The sequence below is a fragment of the Pseudomonas sp. NFACC08-1 genome, from assembly GCF_900106735.1.
GTDB classification, from domain to species: Bacteria; Pseudomonadota; Gammaproteobacteria; order Pseudomonadales; family Pseudomonadaceae; genus Aquipseudomonas; species Aquipseudomonas fluorescens_Q.
In genome coordinates this window covers 1-15235 of record NZ_FNNL01000026.1, presented here as the reverse complement: position 1 = coordinate 15235, position 15235 = coordinate 1, and the positions used below count along the sequence as shown (strand labels likewise).

The following is a 15235-nucleotide window of genomic DNA, read 5'->3' as shown; positions in this document are numbered from 1 at the left end:
GGGCGGTGTGCCCTCGGTGTATGCTGGCGGCCTGATACGGGAGACCGCGATGAGACCGATCCTCACGCTACGCCACTACAGCCACGATCTGATTGTCCACAGCCACGACCACGCGCAACTGGTGTTCGGGTTGTCCGGCGCGCTGGATTTCGAGGTCGAAGGGCGTGGCAGCCAGGTGGTGCAACAGAGTTTCGTGGTAGTACCCGCCGGTGCCCATCACGCCTGCGGCAGCCCCCACGGTAGTCGCTGCCTGGTGCTGGATGTGCCCAGTGACGATTGGGTCGGGCGATGCCTGGGGGATCACGCCGATGCCAGCCGCCGTTTGCTCGACGACACCGCGCGCCTGCCCCTGGATGCGGGGCAAAGCCAGTTGGTCAGTTGGTTGGCGGGCAGCCCGGTGGACGATCCGGTGATCGCCCAGCAAGGCGCGGTGCTGCTGCTGGCGAGTCTCAATAACGCTCGCCAGGCAACCCACGGCGGCCGGCGCCTGCCCTACGCCGCGCTCAATGCCCACATCGACCAGAACGCCGCCTATGCGCTGCAAGTGGCGGACCTGGCGCGAATCGCCGGCCTCTCCAACGCCCGCCTGCACGCACGCTTCGTCGCCGAGTGCGGGCAAACCCCGATGGATTACATCCGCAGCCGTCGCTTGCACAAGGCCGTAGCGTTGTTGCGTGATTCGCAGTTGCCCATCGGTGAGATCGCCCACCGCGTCGGCTACAGCTCCCAAAGTGCCTTCTCCGCGGCGGTGCTGCGCGAATTCGGCGTCTCGCCGGGCAAGCTGCGGCGTCAGCGCTAGCTTCGCGCTAAAAATCGCTAGGATCGCGACAGACGCCAGCACCTCCCCAACGCTTAAATACCCCCATGGGATCGATGTTTGTCCGTCGGTTTTGGCTTATCTGTTGAAAGGATTGAAATGACGCCCCGTACCGCCCTCGGCGCCCTGCACATCGGCGCACTCATGTTTGGCCTGACCGGTGTCTTTGGCAAACTCGCCGCGGCTTCGCCAGCAGTCATCGTGTTCGGGCGCGCCGTCTTCGCCGTGCTGGCCCTGGCGATGTTCGCCCGGCTCGCCAGCAACAGCCGCTGGCAGAAGCTGCGGGCCCGGGATGGCCGGCGATTGTTGCTTGGGGGGCTGTTGCTGGCCGGGCATTGGGTGAGTTTCTTCATCGCCGTGAAGGTGGCCGGCGTGGCGGTCGCCACGCTGGGGTTCGCCAGTTTCCCGGCCTTCACGGTATTGCTCGAGGGGCTGATCTTCCGCGAACGGATTCGCGCCAATGAAATCTGGCTGGTGGTGCTGGTGAGTGTCGGCCTGGTGTTGGTCACGCCGAACTTCGACCTGGCCAGCGGTGCCACCACTGGCCTGCTGTGGGCCGTGGCCTCGGGGTTGCTCTTCTCCCTGTTGTCCTTGACCAACCGTGCCGGTTCGGCGCACGTCCCGCCGGTTCAGGCCGCGCTGTGCCAGAACGTGGTGGTCGGGTTGTGCCTGCTGCCGATGGCCGCGCCACAATTGAGCGACGTTCGCCCCCTCGACTGGTTGTGGATCGGCTTGCTCGGCGTGTTCTGCACCGGCCTGGCCCACAGCCTGTTCGTCGCCAGCCTGGCGGTGATCAAGGCCCGCACGGCGGCGGTGGTGTTCGCCATGGAGCCGGTCTATGGCATCGCCATGGCCTGGTGGCTGTTCGATGAGAACCCGACCCTGCGCATGCTGCTGGGTGGCGTGGTGATCATCGCGGCCATCGTGATCTCAAGCCAACTGGGTGGTTCGAAGAAACCGGGGGTTGGCGCCCAAGCCGCGTCTCACTGAACCCGATCGTTGTGGCCCAGGTCCCGCTCCGGATCGATCCGGTCGCGGACCCGCTGCTTGAGGACCTTGGCTTCGGGAAAACCGCCATCGGCCTTGCGCTCCCAGATCTGCGTATTGTCGCAACTGATGTGGAACACGCCACCGGTGCCCGGCACCAGGGACACTTTGCCCAAGTCGTCGCCGAAGGTGCTGAGCAGTTCCTGGGCCAGCCAGGCAGCGCGCAACAGCCATTGGCACTGGGTGCAATACGTGATGACGACTTCCGGTTTATGTTCGGTCATTGCGGGTGGACTCCTGGATTCGAAGGCGTCGTTATAATACCCGCCTTTGACGCCCGCCCCGAGATTGACGATGCGCCGCCTCCTGCCCCTCCTGCTTCTGTTGCTGTTGCCCCTGCTCGGCCATGCCAACGTGCCCGCCGTCGAAGCGCCACGCCCGAAAATCGGCCTGGTGCTGTCCGGCGGTGCCGCACGGGGGCTGGCTCACATCGGCGTGCTCAAGGCCCTGGAAGAGCAAGGCATCAAGATCGATGCCATCGCCGGCACCAGCATGGGCGCGGTCATCGGCGGGCTGTATGCCTCAGGCTACAAGATCGACGAACTGGAAAAACTCGCCTTGGGCATCGACTGGCAACAGGCTCTGTCCGATGCGCCGCCACGCAAGGACGTACCCTTCCGGCGCAAGCAGGATGACCGGGACTTCCTGGTCAAACAGAAACTGAGTTTTCGTGACGACGGCAGCCTCGGCCTGCCCTTGGGGGTCATCCAGGGCCAGAACCTGGCCCTGCTGCTCGAAAGCCTGCTGGCCCACGCCAGCGATACACGGGACTTCGACAAACTGCCGATCCCGTTTCGCGCAGTCGCCACTGACATCGCCACGGGCGAAAAAGTCGTGTTCCGCAAAGGCCACCTGCCCAAGGTCATCCGCGCCAGCATGTCGATCCCGGCGGTATTCGCCCCGGTGGAACTGGACAACCGACTGCTGGTGGACGGCGGCATGTCCGACAACATCCCGCTGGATGTGGCCCGGGAAATGGGCGTGGACGTGGCCATCGTGGTCGACATCGGTACGCCCCTGCGCAACCGCAAGCAGCTGGTCACGGTGGTGGATGTGCTGAACCAGTCGACCACCCTGATGACCCGGCGCAACTCTGAAGAGCAACTGGCAACGCTGAAGAAAGACGACGTGCTGATCCAGCCGGCGCTGGCGAGCTTCGGCTCCACCGATTTCGGCCGGGCCCAGGACATGATCGACGCCGGTTACCGTGCCACGCGGATACTCGAGACACGCCTGGCGCCTCTACGCCCGTCCGAGGCGCCCGACGCCGAGCTCATGGCCGCGCGCACCCCAAGCGAGCGCACGCCGGTCATCACCGCCATTCGTGTGGAGAACGACTCGAAAGTCGGCGATGACGTGATCCGCTATTACGTTCGCCAGAAAATCGGCGAGCCGCTGGACCTGGGCCGCCTGCAGACCGACATGGGCACGCTGTACGGCCTGGATTACTTCGAACAGGTGCAATACCGCGTGGTCCGCAAGGGCCCGGATCACACGCTGGTGATCAGCGCCCGGGGCAGACGCACCGGCACCGACTACCTTCGGCTGGGGCTGAGCCTGTCGGACGACATGCGCGGCGACAGCGCTTTCAACCTGGGGGCCAGCTATCGGGTCAACGGCATCAATCGCCTCGGTGCCGAATGGCTGACCCGGGCGCAGATCGGCGACAAGCAGGAGCTGTACAGCGAGTTCTACCAACCATTGGATGTCGGTTCACGTTACTTCGTCGCCCCCTACGGGCAATTTGAATCCCGCAACGTGGAGTCCATCCTGGACAACGATCCGGTGGCCCAGTATCGCGTCGAGCGCTATGGCTTCGGGCTGAACGTGGGCCGCCAGATCAGCAACAACGGCGAAATCCGCTTCGGTGTCGGCCAGGCCTGGGGCAAGGCGGATGTGCGCATTGGCGATCACGACCAGCCCAGCGAAAACTTCAATGAAGGTTTCTATGAGCTGAAGTACTCCTTCGATTCCTTCGACAACGTGTATTTCCCCCACGAAGGGGAAGATATCGGCCTGAGCTGGCGCCAATACGAACCAGGGCTGGGTTCCGACCAGCGTTACCGCCAGTGGGAATTCAAGCTGGACAAAGCCCTGAGCAGCGGCCCGGACACCTTCATCCTGGGCGGGCGCTACGGTCGAACACTGGACACTGCTGAAGTCGTGACGTCCAGCTTTGTGCTCGGTGGCGCGCGGCAACTGTCAGGCTTTCGCGAAGACGGGGTATCCGGACAGAACATCAGCCTGATGCGTGCCGTGTATTACCGCCGCCTCACACCGCGGGCCTATCTGCCACTGGACTTCCCGCTGTACATCGGCGGCTCGTTGGAACGCGGCCGGGCCTGGAACAACGACAACGAATTCGACAGCGGTTACATCAACGCCGCCAGCATTTTCCTGGGCTTCGATACACCGCTGGGGCCACTGAACTTCAGCTATGGCTTTAACGACGATGATGAACAGGCGGTGTATCTGAACCTGGGGCAGACGTTTTGAGGGGCTGTCTGGACAGGATTTGACAGCCTGATAGGCCGCTATCGCGAGCAAGCTCGCTCCCACATGGGGACGCAGATGGCTGTGGGAGCGAGCTTGCTCGCGATGAGGCCAGCCGCTACAACCTCGATGGTTCTTAGCGAATCCCTGCCAGCAGCACCCGGGCGGTCTGCTTGAGGGGTTCGTCACCCTCCTCGAGCAGTTCTTCAAGCAGGGAAACGGCGGTTTTCAGGTCTCCGTCGTCGATGCAATTCTGTGCCTGTTCCAGCTTGACCGAGTGTTCCGGGGCCTGAGGCTCGAGGGGCAGGGTGTCCAGGGAAACAGGTTCAAGGGCCAGTGGCTCAAGTTCCAGCGACTGTTCTTCGTCGGCAAAGCTATCGAGGAAGGCATCGTCCAACGACTCGGTTTCCAGTGGCGCTTCCCATTGCAGGTCCGGTTCGTCAAAACCTGAAAGCGAAAAGCTCTCGGCGGCATAAGGTGAAACAGCCTCTTTATCGGCAGTGTTGTCCTGGGCATCGGCGAGGTCCCAGCTGGTTTCCATGGACAGCGCATCCAGGTCCAACTCGAACTCGTCACCGGGCACCGGCTCACGTTCAGGAGCAGGTGTCGGTGTAGATGAAAGAGCCGGGACCTGAGGTGGTACCGACGCCACTGTCGGCGCGGCGATCATGGAAACCTTGGGGTAGCGCCCGCGGACCTCCTCCAACGTCCCGGCATCGATACCCTGTGCCTGTAGATGATGCTCCTGGGCCTGGAAACCGATGACATCGCCCTGCTTGCCCAGTACTTCCAGCAACTTGAGGCCCAGGTCGGTGCGCTCCGGCTCCGCCAGCAACGCGGCGCGCAACAGCCCTGCGGCCTCGGTGAATCGACCGTAGGTCAGGTAGATCCCGACGCCCTCCAGCACATCACCCAGGGGCGTGTCACCGTTATTGAACGATGCCGCGGTCTCGGACGGCTCCGTATCGGGGATTGATGCAAAGGTTTCGTCGCCCTCCTCCAGCATCGGCTCGGGACGCCCAGTCATCGGTTCCAACTCGGCCTGCTGCTGCCGACGCCGAACGAACAGCAACAGCGCCAGCAACCCCAACAGGCCCACCAGCCCCGCCACCCATGTCCAATTGATGCCCTCTGGCTCTGCTACCGGTTCTGTAGCGGGTTGCGCGTTCGACGCCGGTTCCGATGCAGGAAGCGCCGGTTGCGGTTGCGTCGATGCGACAGGGGCTGGCGCTACCTCGGCCAGCCGGGCCTGCAATTCGCTGATCTGCTTGCGCTGGCCAGCGACTTCCTCGTCCTGGGCCTGGAGCCGGGCCTGCAGTTGCTCGATAGTCTTCTGTTGCTGCTGGTTTAGCAGCACGCTGGCGGCCAATTGCTCATCGGACGCGACGGGGGCCTGGCCGGCCGGGGTTGCAGCCGACGTCGGCAGCACGGCCGAGTCGGGCAACAACAAGCGCTGGCCGATGGAAAGCCGGTCGCTGCCGGGGTTCAAGGCCTGGATTGCTTGCATCAACTCATTGATCGACGCGTTGCTGCCGGCGTCATGCAGGCGTTTGGCGATGAGCCAGGGGTTGTCCCCCGGCACCACGGTGTAGCGCTTGCCCTGTACCGCCGGGGGCGGCTTGATGGACGGCGGGGCCTCGGAAGGTTCGTCACGGACAGGCACGATACCCGGTGTGCCCGGCGGGTCGATCAGCACGGTGTATTCGCGCAGCAGGCGCCCGTTGGGCTGATTGAGCTGCACCAGGAAGTTGAGAAAGGGTTCCTCCACCGGTTTGCTGGAGGTCACCCGAATGAAGCTGCGCTCCCCGCGCAAGACCGGCGTGAAGCGCAGGTTGTTGAGAAAAAACGCCCGCTCCACACCCGCACGACTGAAATCGTCCGGGCTCGCCAGGCTGGCCGACAGATCGCCCTCGCCGATGCCGGCCACATCGACCAGGGCGATATCGGCGCGCAACGGCTGGTTCAGGGCGGAATGGAGCGTTATGTCCCCCAGTCCCAGCGCCGACGCCAAGGCCGAATACCCCAGGGCACCCACGACGACCGACACGTTGACCCAACTGCGCAACGTGGACTGCAAACTTTCAAGCATGGGTATCCCTTTCGACTACCAGACTGAGCGTAAACGCATCCAATACGATCACTTAGTACTGGTTATAGTTCGCTAATCGCCGAATCTCAAAAGTCTGGCGCCAGGGATATGCCTCAGGATTTTTCCAGGTTGGCCAGGATCGTACCGTGGACCCGCATGCACACGCGCATGTCCGCTTCATCGACCCCTTCGAACAGCTCACGCCGCAATTGCGTGGCAATGGTTTCGATTTGTTCGATCAACGGTAGGGCCGGTGCGCAGAGCACGATTTTCTTGGCCCGGCGGTCCTCGGCCACGGCCTGGCGCTGTACCAGCCCCTGGGTTTCCAGGCTGTCGAGCAACCGGGCCAGGGTCGGTCCTTCGACGGCGACGCTCTGGGCCAGTTCACGCTGGGTCGGCGCCTGTTCGAAACGGGCCAGGTGCAACAGCACCAGCCAACGCGCCTGGGACAGGCCCAACCCGGCCAGGCGACGATCCAGTTCGGCACGCCAGCCCCGAGACATTTGCGCCAACTGCATGCCAAAACGGTGTTGATCGGTTAACGGCATAAAAAAACTCATCAGATCTGAAATAGAGAAAAACTAATTATTAGTCAGCTAAGCATGAGCTTTGGATTCAAGCAAGGCTCGCCTTGTACTGAATCGTTAAAGGAACGCAACTTACTGATCAGACTTCAAATTCCGACTGCAATGCAGCCCTGACGCAATACAACACGCCTTCGGGAACCCGTCCGACAAACAGTGCGGCAACTTCAGACACTGGTGGTAACTCGCCTTCGCCGTCCAGGAAGGCATCCTGCACTTCACCCAGCAGTTCCTCGGGCAGATCCAGTGCCTGTTCCAGGGATAACTGCTGTTTGCCAATGGCCTCGGCCAGCATCGTGTAGACGTTCTTTTCCGAGCACTGCAGTTGCCCGGCGATCTGCAACGGCGTCATGCCGGCCCGGGCCAGTGTGATGAGTTCGTGGCGTACATCGGCCACCGCTTTCGGTGCTTCGGCCTCGCCGCCCAGGACCTGGAGGAAGGCCTCGCCATACCGCTCCAGCTTGCGCGCGCCCACGCCACTGACCCGGGCCATTTCCGCCAGGGAGGTGGGCTGGCTGCGGAGCATTTCCAACAGCGTCGAGTCGGGGAAGATGACGTACGGCGGGACGCCGTGCTCCTCGGCCAGCTTGCGCCGCAAGGCCCGCAAGGCTTCCCATTGATCGCGCTCTTCGCCACGCACCAGTTGGCTGGCCTGGCTCTTGCTGCTCTTGACCGCCGTTGCCGGTTTGAGGTCGCGGCGCAGTTCGAGGGTGACTTCACCTTTGAGCAATGGCCGGCAAGTCGCACTCAGGCGCAGGCCGCCGTAGCCTTCCAGGTCGATGTCGGCCAGACCGCGGGCGACCAGTTGTCGGAATAATGAACGCCACTCACTCTCGGTGCGCGCCTTGCCCACACCGAACACCGACAGGTGCTGGTGGCCAAAGCTGCGGACCTTTTCGTTGTCCTTGCCCAGTAACACGTCCACCAGATGCCCAACACCGTAGCGCTGGCCGGTGCGGAAAATCGCCGACAAGGCCTGGCGGGCCGGTTCGGTGGCGTCCCAGGTTTCCACGCCATCGACGCAGTTGTCGCAATGCCCGCAAGGCTGGGGCATGTCTTCGTCGAAATAGGCCAGCAGGGTCTGGCGCCGGCAGCGGGTTTCTTCGCACAGAGAGAGCATCGCGTCGAGCTTGTGCTGCTCCAGGCGCTTGTGGCGCTCATCACCTTCGGAGCTCTGCAACATCTGCTTGAGCATCACCACGTCTTGCAGGCCGTAGGCCATCCAGGCGTCGGCCGGCAAGCCATCACGACCGGCACGCCCGGTTTCCTGGTAATACGCCTCGAGGGACTTGGGCAGGTCCAGGTGCGCGACAAAACGCACGTTGGGCTTGTCGATGCCCATGCCGAACGCAATGGTGGCCACCATGATCAGGCCTTCCTCGTTGAGGAAGCGCTTCTGGTGATAGGCCCGCAGGTCGTTGGGCAGGCCGGCGTGATACGGCAACGCCGGGAACCCCTGCTCACACAGAAACGCTGCCACTTCATCGACCTTCTTGCGCGACAGGCAGTAGACGATGCCGGCATCACTGCGACGTTCGGCGAGAAACGCCAGCAACTGCTTGCGCGGCTGCTCCTTGGGGACGATGCGGTAGAAAATATTCGGACGGTCGAAGCTGGACAGGAAGCGCTCGGCATCCTGCAAGTGCAGGCGCTCGACGATTTCCTCGCGGGTGCGCTTGTCGGCGGTGGCGGTCAGGGCGATGCGCGGCACGTCGGGGAACAGTTCCGCCAGTTGTCCCAGTTGCAGGTATTCACGCCGGAAATCATGGCCCCATTGGGACACGCAGTGGGCTTCGTCGATGGCGAACAGGGCGATTTCCAGGCTCTGCAGGAACGCCAGCATGCGCGGCTGCACCAGGCGTTCCGGGGCCAGGTACAACATCTTCACTTCGCCGCGCCTGATGCGTGTCGCCAGGTCCCGCTGTTGCTCGGCGCTGAGGGTGGAGTTCAGCGAAGCAGCGGCAACCCCCAGCTCCTCGAGGGTCGCAACCTGGTCGTCCATCAATGCAATCAGTGGCGAGACCACCACGGCCAGGCCGTTGCGCAACAACGCCGGGACCTGGAAGCACAAGGATTTGCCGCCGCCGGTGGGCATGAGCACCAGGGCATCGCCACCGCTGGCCACGCGCTCAATAATGGCACCCTGGCGGCCACGAAAACTGTCGTAGCCGAAGATGTCCTTGAGGACGCGTTGAGCCTGTTCGAGCATAGAAACTCCAAAAATCACCGAAACATCCCTGCAAGGCTGGTTCAGAATCACAAAAGCTGCACCGGCAAATCGTAAGTGCGCGTTTCGAACCGGCGGGACGCCGCAGGGCATCACAAAACGCGGCAGTATACCCGAGGCCTTCGTTGCGAAGGGCGCTGCTGACAAGAGGTGTTCGATGAAGCCCTTGCACTGTTGCCAGTCATGCACCGAACCTGTGGCGAGGGAGCTTGCTCCCGCTGGGTGGCGAAGCCGCCCCAAAAAACAGGGCCGCTGCGCGCCCCAGCGGGAGCAAGCTCCCTCGCCACGGGGGATAAATGCCAGGGCATGCGGGCAACCCAGCCCTTACCGGCAAGGCAAATACGCCACGCGGCTGGCCTGGGCGCTCAAGAAGGCCTAGAATTCCCGCATTGTTTATTCCCCAAGGTAGCCCGTAATGTCCTTCGCTGAGCAACTGACCCGCCTGCAAGTCTTCCTCGACGCCGATGAGCTGCACGAAGAGGCGCTGGACTACGTGGCCGCTCACGGCTATCTGACCGCCCTGTCCATCTGCGCAGAAACGGTGCCGGACCGTGAGTGGATCGACGCCCTGTTCGCCGAAGAGCCGCATTACAGCGACGAAGCCCAGCGTGCCGAAATCGAAGCCACGCTGGTCGGCCTCAAGGCCCACATCGCCCGCCAACTGGCTTCCGACGAAGAGTTCGAACTGCCGTGCGACCTGGACTTGGGCGATGACCCGGACGATTCGGAACTGCGTGGCTGGTGCATCGGCTTCATGGAAGGCGTGTTCCTGCGCGAAGCCGCCTGGTTCGAAACCGCCGAAGAGGAAGTCAGCGAAATGCTGCTGCCGATCATGGTCGGTTCCGGTCTGTTCGACGAGCAACCGGAGTTTTCCGACATCGCCGCCGACGCCAACCTGATGGACGACATGATCGTCCAGATCCCCGAAGCCCTCACGGCCCTGTACCTGCTGTGCAACGCACCGGACGAGAAACCGGCGATCCTCAAGCCTCGTCACCACTGAGTGACCGGGTGCCCTCGCCCATTGGCAATCGCCCGCTGATCCTGCGTTACGTTCTGTTGGCCATTGGCTGGCTGAGCGTCGCGCTGGGGGTCATCGGCATCTTCGTCCCCGTACTGCCCACCACCCCTTTCCTGCTCTTGGCGGCGGCCTGTTTCGCCCGCAGTTCGCCGCGCTTCTACCAATGGCTGGTAGAACATCCCCGCCTCGGCCCGTGGATTCGTGACTACCTCAGTGGCAAGGGCATCCCGCTCAAGGGTAAGGTCTATGCCATCGGACTGATGTGGGCGAGCATCCTCTTTTCCTGCTACCTGGTGCCCCTGCCGTGGGCCCGGGGGTTCATGCTCACCAGTGCGGTGCTGGTAACGGTTTATATCCTCAGGCAAAAGACGCTGCGCAAGCCTTGAATGTGGCACGAGCCTGGATCTCCTGTGGCGAGGGAGCTTGCTCCCGCTGGGTGGCAAAGCCACCCCAAATGAACTAACTCAATTTTCCTGGCTCATCGCACCAAGCCTTTTTTGCGACTGCTGCGCAGCCGAGCGGGAGCAAGCTCCCTCGCCACAAAGGCATGCATGCGTCCAGCAATCTGTGGATCCACCCACAAGGTTCAGAAAAACAAAACCCGCCATTTCCAGACCGGAAATCGCGGGTTTTGTTATTTCAGCTCATCTCACACCGTGTCCACCTTCAACGAGTGGTCATTCAACATCCCGTTGATGATGGTCGCCGTATCTGCACCTGCGATCATTCCGTCTGCGCCGGGTGTGACGCCGTAATGACTGGCGAGGTTGACGCCGGCCAGGTCGATGGTCTGGTTCGGCGTGGCGCCGGCGATGGCGCTGACGTCGATGCTGGTAATGACCGACGCCCCGCTGCCGCTCACGCTGAAATGCAGGTAATCGTCCAGTGACGCCGCGCTGCCATTCTCCCCCTGCAACAACTGGGACAGGTCGAGTTTGTCGACACCGGGCGCGAAGTCGGTGATCACGTCGTGGCCGCTGTTGCCCGCCTGCCATTGGAAGGTGTCGGCGCCGCTGCCGCCGGTGAGGGTGTTGTTGCCCAGGCCGCCAATCAGCAGGTCATCGCCGCCACCGCCATTGAGCACGTCATGGCCCAGACCACCGTCGAGGCGGTTGCTGGCGCCGTCGCCGGTGAGGGTGTCGTTGAAGTTCGAGCCCACCAGGTTTTCGATGCCGATCAATGTATCGGTGCCCGCGCCCAGGGTGTTCTGCGCCGCCAGCAGGCCCAGGTTCACCGTGACTGCCGACGTGGCATGGGCGTAGCTGACGGTGTCGTTGCCCGTACCGCCATCGAGCAGGTCGTTACCCGTGCCGCTGTAGAGCAAGTCATTGCCGGCCCCACCGTTCAGGGTGTTGTTGCCCGAACCGGCGCTGAGTACGTCGTTGCCGTCGCCGGCGTTGAGGATGTTGTCGCCGTTGCCAGCCAACAGCACATCGTCGCCACTGGTGCCCGTCAGGGTATGGCCCGCCTGGTAACTGATGCCTACCGCTGCGCTGTCACTGCCGCCATGGTTATCGCTGGCGGTGTAGCTGCCGTGGTAGTCCGGTGTTTTGTCTTGCGCCCCGGAATAGTCAACGGTGAGGGTCAGTTGATAGTTCTCCGCAGCGTTGGAATTACCGCCGCCGGGATTGGCGATATTGGTGACGTGGATCTGGTAATTGCCATCCGCTGCCGCGGTGAAAGAAGCCCCATCGTTGATCGCAATGAATGGCCCGCCGTTGAGCGAATACTCCATCGCAATGCGACCGGCCGACAGGTTGTGGTCCAGGGTGAGGGTTTCGCCCTGTTTGAGGCTGATGTTGAGCCGGTCTTCATCGTTGGTGTTGTTATTGGACACCATCCCCAGTGCACCGCTGACCACCAACATCGCCGTCATGCTCGCGGTATTGGCGACGAAAGCGCTGCGGCTGAGGTTGATCGATTGCACGTTGTTGCCGGTGAAGCTGGCCGTGCCGGTGCTGCCGGTGAAGTCCGCGCCTTTGGCGACCCAACCGGTATTGAAACTGGTGGGTGACGCGCTGAGCGGATCGCCGTTGGCGTCGCTGTCGTTACCCAACAGCAATTCACCCGGAATCACGATGTTGCCCGACAGCACGTTGGTGATGATGTTGTCGTCAGCCGCTATCGGTGGGCTGTTGGGTACGACGTTGATCACCAGGTTAGAGCTCGCCAGGTCACCGTCATGGTCGCTGACGGTGTAGCCGATGTGCTCGGAGATCAAGGTGCTGGTGGCCGTCTGGGAGGTGTAGCTGAACGCACCGGTATCGAGGTTGACCACCAGGGTGCCGTCGTGGTCGGTGGCGATGCTCAATGTGTTGGTGGCGGTATTGAAGGAGCCATGGTTGAGCCCGCCGCTGGCGGTCAGCGCGCCATGGCCACCGTTGGCCGCCGGGTCATAGCTGTACGTGGTGCCATCGACCACCAGGCTCTTGATAAACCCGCCATCGGCGCCGAACGAGCCCCCCTCGCCCAGCAGGTTGCCGGTGACCGGCGCGCCTTGCACGGTACCGGAAAGCACCGAGTTGAGCTGGTTCAGGTCGGTGACCACCACCGCGTTGGTGTTGGTGTGCGTGCTGCCGTCATAGGCCAGCGGGTCGAGGTTGATGTTTCTGGCGCCGCTGCCCAGGCCGACGGCGTAATTCTTGATGCCGTTGGCATCGAGAAAGGCTTTCCATGCGACCTCGTCCGCCGAGCCGATTTCGCCCAAGGTCGGCTTGCCATCGGAGAAAAAATAACCAATGTTCTGGGCGCCGGTCAGTTGTCCGGGGGTGGCGAACGCCGTCTTGGCCATCGCCACGGCCGCATCGTAATTGGTGTCACCGTGCGCGCTCAGCGCGGCGATCAGTGTCTTGGCAGTTGCCACGTCCACCCACACGGCACTCTGGTCGGTGGCACTGCCGCTGAAGGTCACCAGCTGGACTTTGACGTCGCCCATGTCGTTGTATTTGTCGAGCAAGGCGCTGATCGCCTGTTTGGCCAGATCCATACGCGAGAGCCCCGGCACGCCGGAATCGTCTTTCATGCTGCCGGACACATCCAGCACGATCAGCAGGTTCGAATCGACCTCCACCGCCGTGACCGAACGCTCGGACGCGACAGCCTTTGGTATGTCATCGACGATGCTGACCACCAGGCTGCCGGTGGTGCTGTTGCCCAGGGAGTCCGTGGCCTGGTAGGTGAAGCTTTCGCTCAACACGTTCGGGCCATCGTTGGCATGGGGTGTGGTCGTGGCCGGCGAGGTCAAGGTGTAGGTGTACGACCCATCAGGATGGAGCAGCAACTGACCGTAGGCACCGGTGGCATTGCCCACCAGGGTGAAGGTGACGGCGCCCGTGGCACCGCTGACCGAGCCGACCAAGGTCCCGCTGGCGGTTTCACCGGTAGCGCTCGGGTCACTGCCGGTGACGGTGCCGGGGGCCAGGTCCAGGCCGTCCTGGGTCAGGTCCAAGGCTTTTTCGTAGACGGTCACGTCATGGTCGGTTTCTGCGACGAGGCAGCTGTTGTGCACGTCGACGGTGATGGTCGTCGTGCTTTCATCACCATCGGCATCACGCACGGTATAGGTGAAGACATCGGTCGCGCCTGGTGCGCCGACAGCATCGGGATTGCTGTGGTAGACGGCGTTGCCGTTGGCGTCCAGGGTCAGGTAGCCGTAGGTGCCATTGATCTGGCTATTGAGGCCGCCGATGGCTGGGTTCGAGGTGTCGTTGCCGGCACGCACGCCGATGATTGCGCCGCCGTCTGCACCGAGTACGTCGTTGTCCAGCACGTTGCCATTGACCGTGCCGCCCTCTACCACCGAGGCAAAATCGGCATGGGCCTTGGGCACGTCGTCGACAATGTCGATGACGATGGTGCTGGTGACCGTGTTGCCCAACGAGTCCGTGGCCTGGTAGGTGAAGCTTTCACTCAAGACGTTGGGGCCATCGTTGGCGTGAGGCGTGGTGGTGGCTGGCGAGGTCAGGGTGTAGGTGTAGGAGCCGTCGGGCTGAAGCGACAGTTGACCGTAGGCACCGGTGGCGTTGCCCACCAGCGCGAAGGTCACGGCGCCCACGGCACCGCTGATCGAGCCGACAAGGCTGCCGCTGGCGGTTTCACTGGTGGCATTCGGGGCGCTGCCCGTGACAGTCCCGGGGGCCAGGTCCTGGCCGTCCTGGTTCAGGTCGAGGGCTTTTTCGTAGACGCTGATTTCATGGTCGGGTGTGGCGACGAGGCAGATATCGTGGACATCGATGGTGATGGTGGTAGTGCTTTCGTCGCCATCGGCATCACGCACGGTGTAGGTGAACACATCGGTCGCGCCCGGGGCGCTGACGGTGTTCGGGTTGCTGTGATAGACGGCGTTGCCATTGGCATCCAGGGTCAGGTAGCCGTAGGTGCCGTTGATCTGGGTGTTCAAGCCGCCAATCGCCGGAGTCGAGGTGTCGTTGCCCGCACGCACACCGATCACGGCACCACTCGCAGCCGGTCCGTCGGCACCACCTTCGTCGTTGTTCAGGACGTTGCCACTGACCGTCCCACCCTCATCCACCGAGGCGGAGTCGGCATGGGCGGTCGGCAGGTCATCGACGATGTTCACGTCCAGATTGTCGTTGGCCGTGGTGCCATTATCGTCGGTGACCACTACGGCGAATTGCTCGCTAACGCTATTGGCGCCGTTGGCGTTTGGATGGGCTTCATTGTCCAGCAAAGTGTAGCTATAGCTGACCACACCGGTGCTGGCGTTGTAGCCAGTGATGGTGAGCGTGTTGCCCAGCGCAGTGGTAATCGATTGCGGGAAACCCGCCGCCACGCCGCCGATAACCACATTGATGCCGCCCACACTCAAGGTCTGCACACCGTCCAACGCGGTCACGGTGAACGTGCCGTTTTGAGTCAAGGCCGATGCGTCCGGGCTGCTGCCGTCGCTGAGGTTTTTCTCCTGCAACGACAGCTCACCGCCGTCGGTGTCGAGGCC

General features: G+C 62.8%; 10 protein-coding genes. 5 read left to right on the top strand and 5 right to left on the bottom strand.

The annotated features are described in order from the left end of the window. Positions 1 to 49: 49 nt before the first annotated feature. Together BLU76_RS29735 and BLU76_RS29730 are read left to right on the top strand one after the other, a co-directional pair. Positions 50 to 799 (top strand): helix-turn-helix transcriptional regulator, encoded by a 750-nt coding sequence (locus tag BLU76_RS29735; RefSeq protein WP_092225681.1) that lies wholly within the window; start codon positions 50 to 52, stop codon positions 797 to 799. Between the two features lie 117 nt (positions 800 to 916). Beyond that, the gene (locus BLU76_RS29730; protein ID WP_092225679.1) at positions 917 to 1807 is read left to right on the top strand and encodes a DMT family transporter; all 891 of its coding nucleotides are present in this window, start codon (positions 917 to 919) and stop codon (positions 1805 to 1807) included. Here the strand turns inward: BLU76_RS29730 and BLU76_RS29725 are convergent. After that, positions 1801 to 2088, bottom strand: coding sequence for an Rdx family protein (locus BLU76_RS29725; RefSeq protein WP_063322439.1), 288 nt, complete (start codon positions 2086 to 2088; stop codon positions 1801 to 1803). The two genes, BLU76_RS29730 and BLU76_RS29725, sit on opposite strands and share 7 nt — an antisense overlap. Positions 2089 to 2158: 70 nt before the next feature. Between BLU76_RS29725 and BLU76_RS29720 the strand changes: the two genes are divergently transcribed. After that, entirely contained in the window at positions 2159 to 4360 is a 2202-nt protein-coding gene (locus BLU76_RS29720) for a patatin-like phospholipase family protein (RefSeq protein WP_092225677.1), read from the top strand. Positions 4361 to 4493: 133 nt separating this feature from the next. Here the strand turns inward: BLU76_RS29720 and BLU76_RS29715 are convergent, their stop codons facing one another. The 3 genes from BLU76_RS29715 to recQ all read right to left on the bottom strand — a co-directional run bounded on the left by BLU76_RS29715 (position 4494) and on the right by recQ (position 9239). After that, entirely contained in the window at positions 4494 to 6446 is a 1953-nt protein-coding gene (locus tag BLU76_RS29715) for a FimV/HubP family polar landmark protein (RefSeq protein WP_092225675.1), read from the bottom strand. Between the two features lie 113 nt (positions 6447 to 6559). Further along, entirely contained in the window at positions 6560 to 6994 is a 435-nt protein-coding gene (locus BLU76_RS29710; RefSeq protein WP_003199001.1) for a MarR family transcriptional regulator, read from the bottom strand. A gap of 118 nt (positions 6995 to 7112) precedes the next feature. After that, a complete protein-coding gene (gene recQ / locus BLU76_RS29705) occupies positions 7113 to 9239 on the bottom strand; it encodes a DNA helicase RecQ (RefSeq protein WP_092145032.1) in 2127 nt (708 codons plus the stop codon). 433 nt (positions 9240 to 9672) lie between these two features. On the opposite strand from recQ, the gene BLU76_RS29700 reads away from it, so the two are divergent. Next, positions 9673 to 10260, top strand: a complete 588-nt coding sequence (locus tag BLU76_RS29700; RefSeq protein ID WP_003198997.1) for a UPF0149 family protein — start codon at positions 9673 to 9675, stop codon at positions 10258 to 10260. 8 nt (positions 10261 to 10268) lie between these two features. Beyond that, the gene (locus BLU76_RS29695) at positions 10269 to 10664 is read left to right on the top strand and encodes a YbaN family protein (RefSeq protein WP_063322443.1); all 396 of its coding nucleotides are present in this window, start codon (positions 10269 to 10271) and stop codon (positions 10662 to 10664) included. A 263-nt stretch (positions 10665 to 10927) separates the two neighbouring features. Here BLU76_RS29695 and BLU76_RS29690 read toward each other — a convergent pair. Next, positions 10928 to 15235 (bottom strand): beta strand repeat-containing protein (locus BLU76_RS29690; RefSeq protein WP_139211694.1); only part of this gene is annotated, 4308 nt, incomplete at its 5' end.

Coding starts and splice junctions, on each gene's coding strand:
- BLU76_RS29715 (WP_092225675.1), bottom strand. CDS start 6,446: ATGCTTGAAAGTTTGCAGTCCACGTTGCGCAGTTGGGTCAACGTGTCG.
- BLU76_RS29730 (WP_092225679.1), top strand. CDS start 917: ATGACGCCCCGTACCGCCCTCGGCGCCCTGCACATCGGCGCACTCATG.
- recQ (WP_092145032.1), bottom strand. CDS start 9,239: ATGCTCGAACAGGCTCAACGCGTCCTCAAGGACATCTTCGGCTACGAC.
- BLU76_RS29725 (WP_063322439.1), bottom strand. CDS start 2,088: ATGACCGAACATAAACCGGAAGTCGTCATCACGTATTGCACCCAGTGC.
- BLU76_RS29720 (WP_092225677.1), top strand. CDS start 2,159: ATGCGCCGCCTCCTGCCCCTCCTGCTTCTGTTGCTGTTGCCCCTGCTC.
- BLU76_RS29735 (WP_092225681.1), top strand. CDS start 50: ATGAGACCGATCCTCACGCTACGCCACTACAGCCACGATCTGATTGTC.
- BLU76_RS29710 (WP_003199001.1), bottom strand. CDS start 6,994: ATGCCGTTAACCGATCAACACCGTTTTGGCATGCAGTTGGCGCAAATG.
- BLU76_RS29700 (WP_003198997.1), top strand. CDS start 9,673: ATGTCCTTCGCTGAGCAACTGACCCGCCTGCAAGTCTTCCTCGACGCC.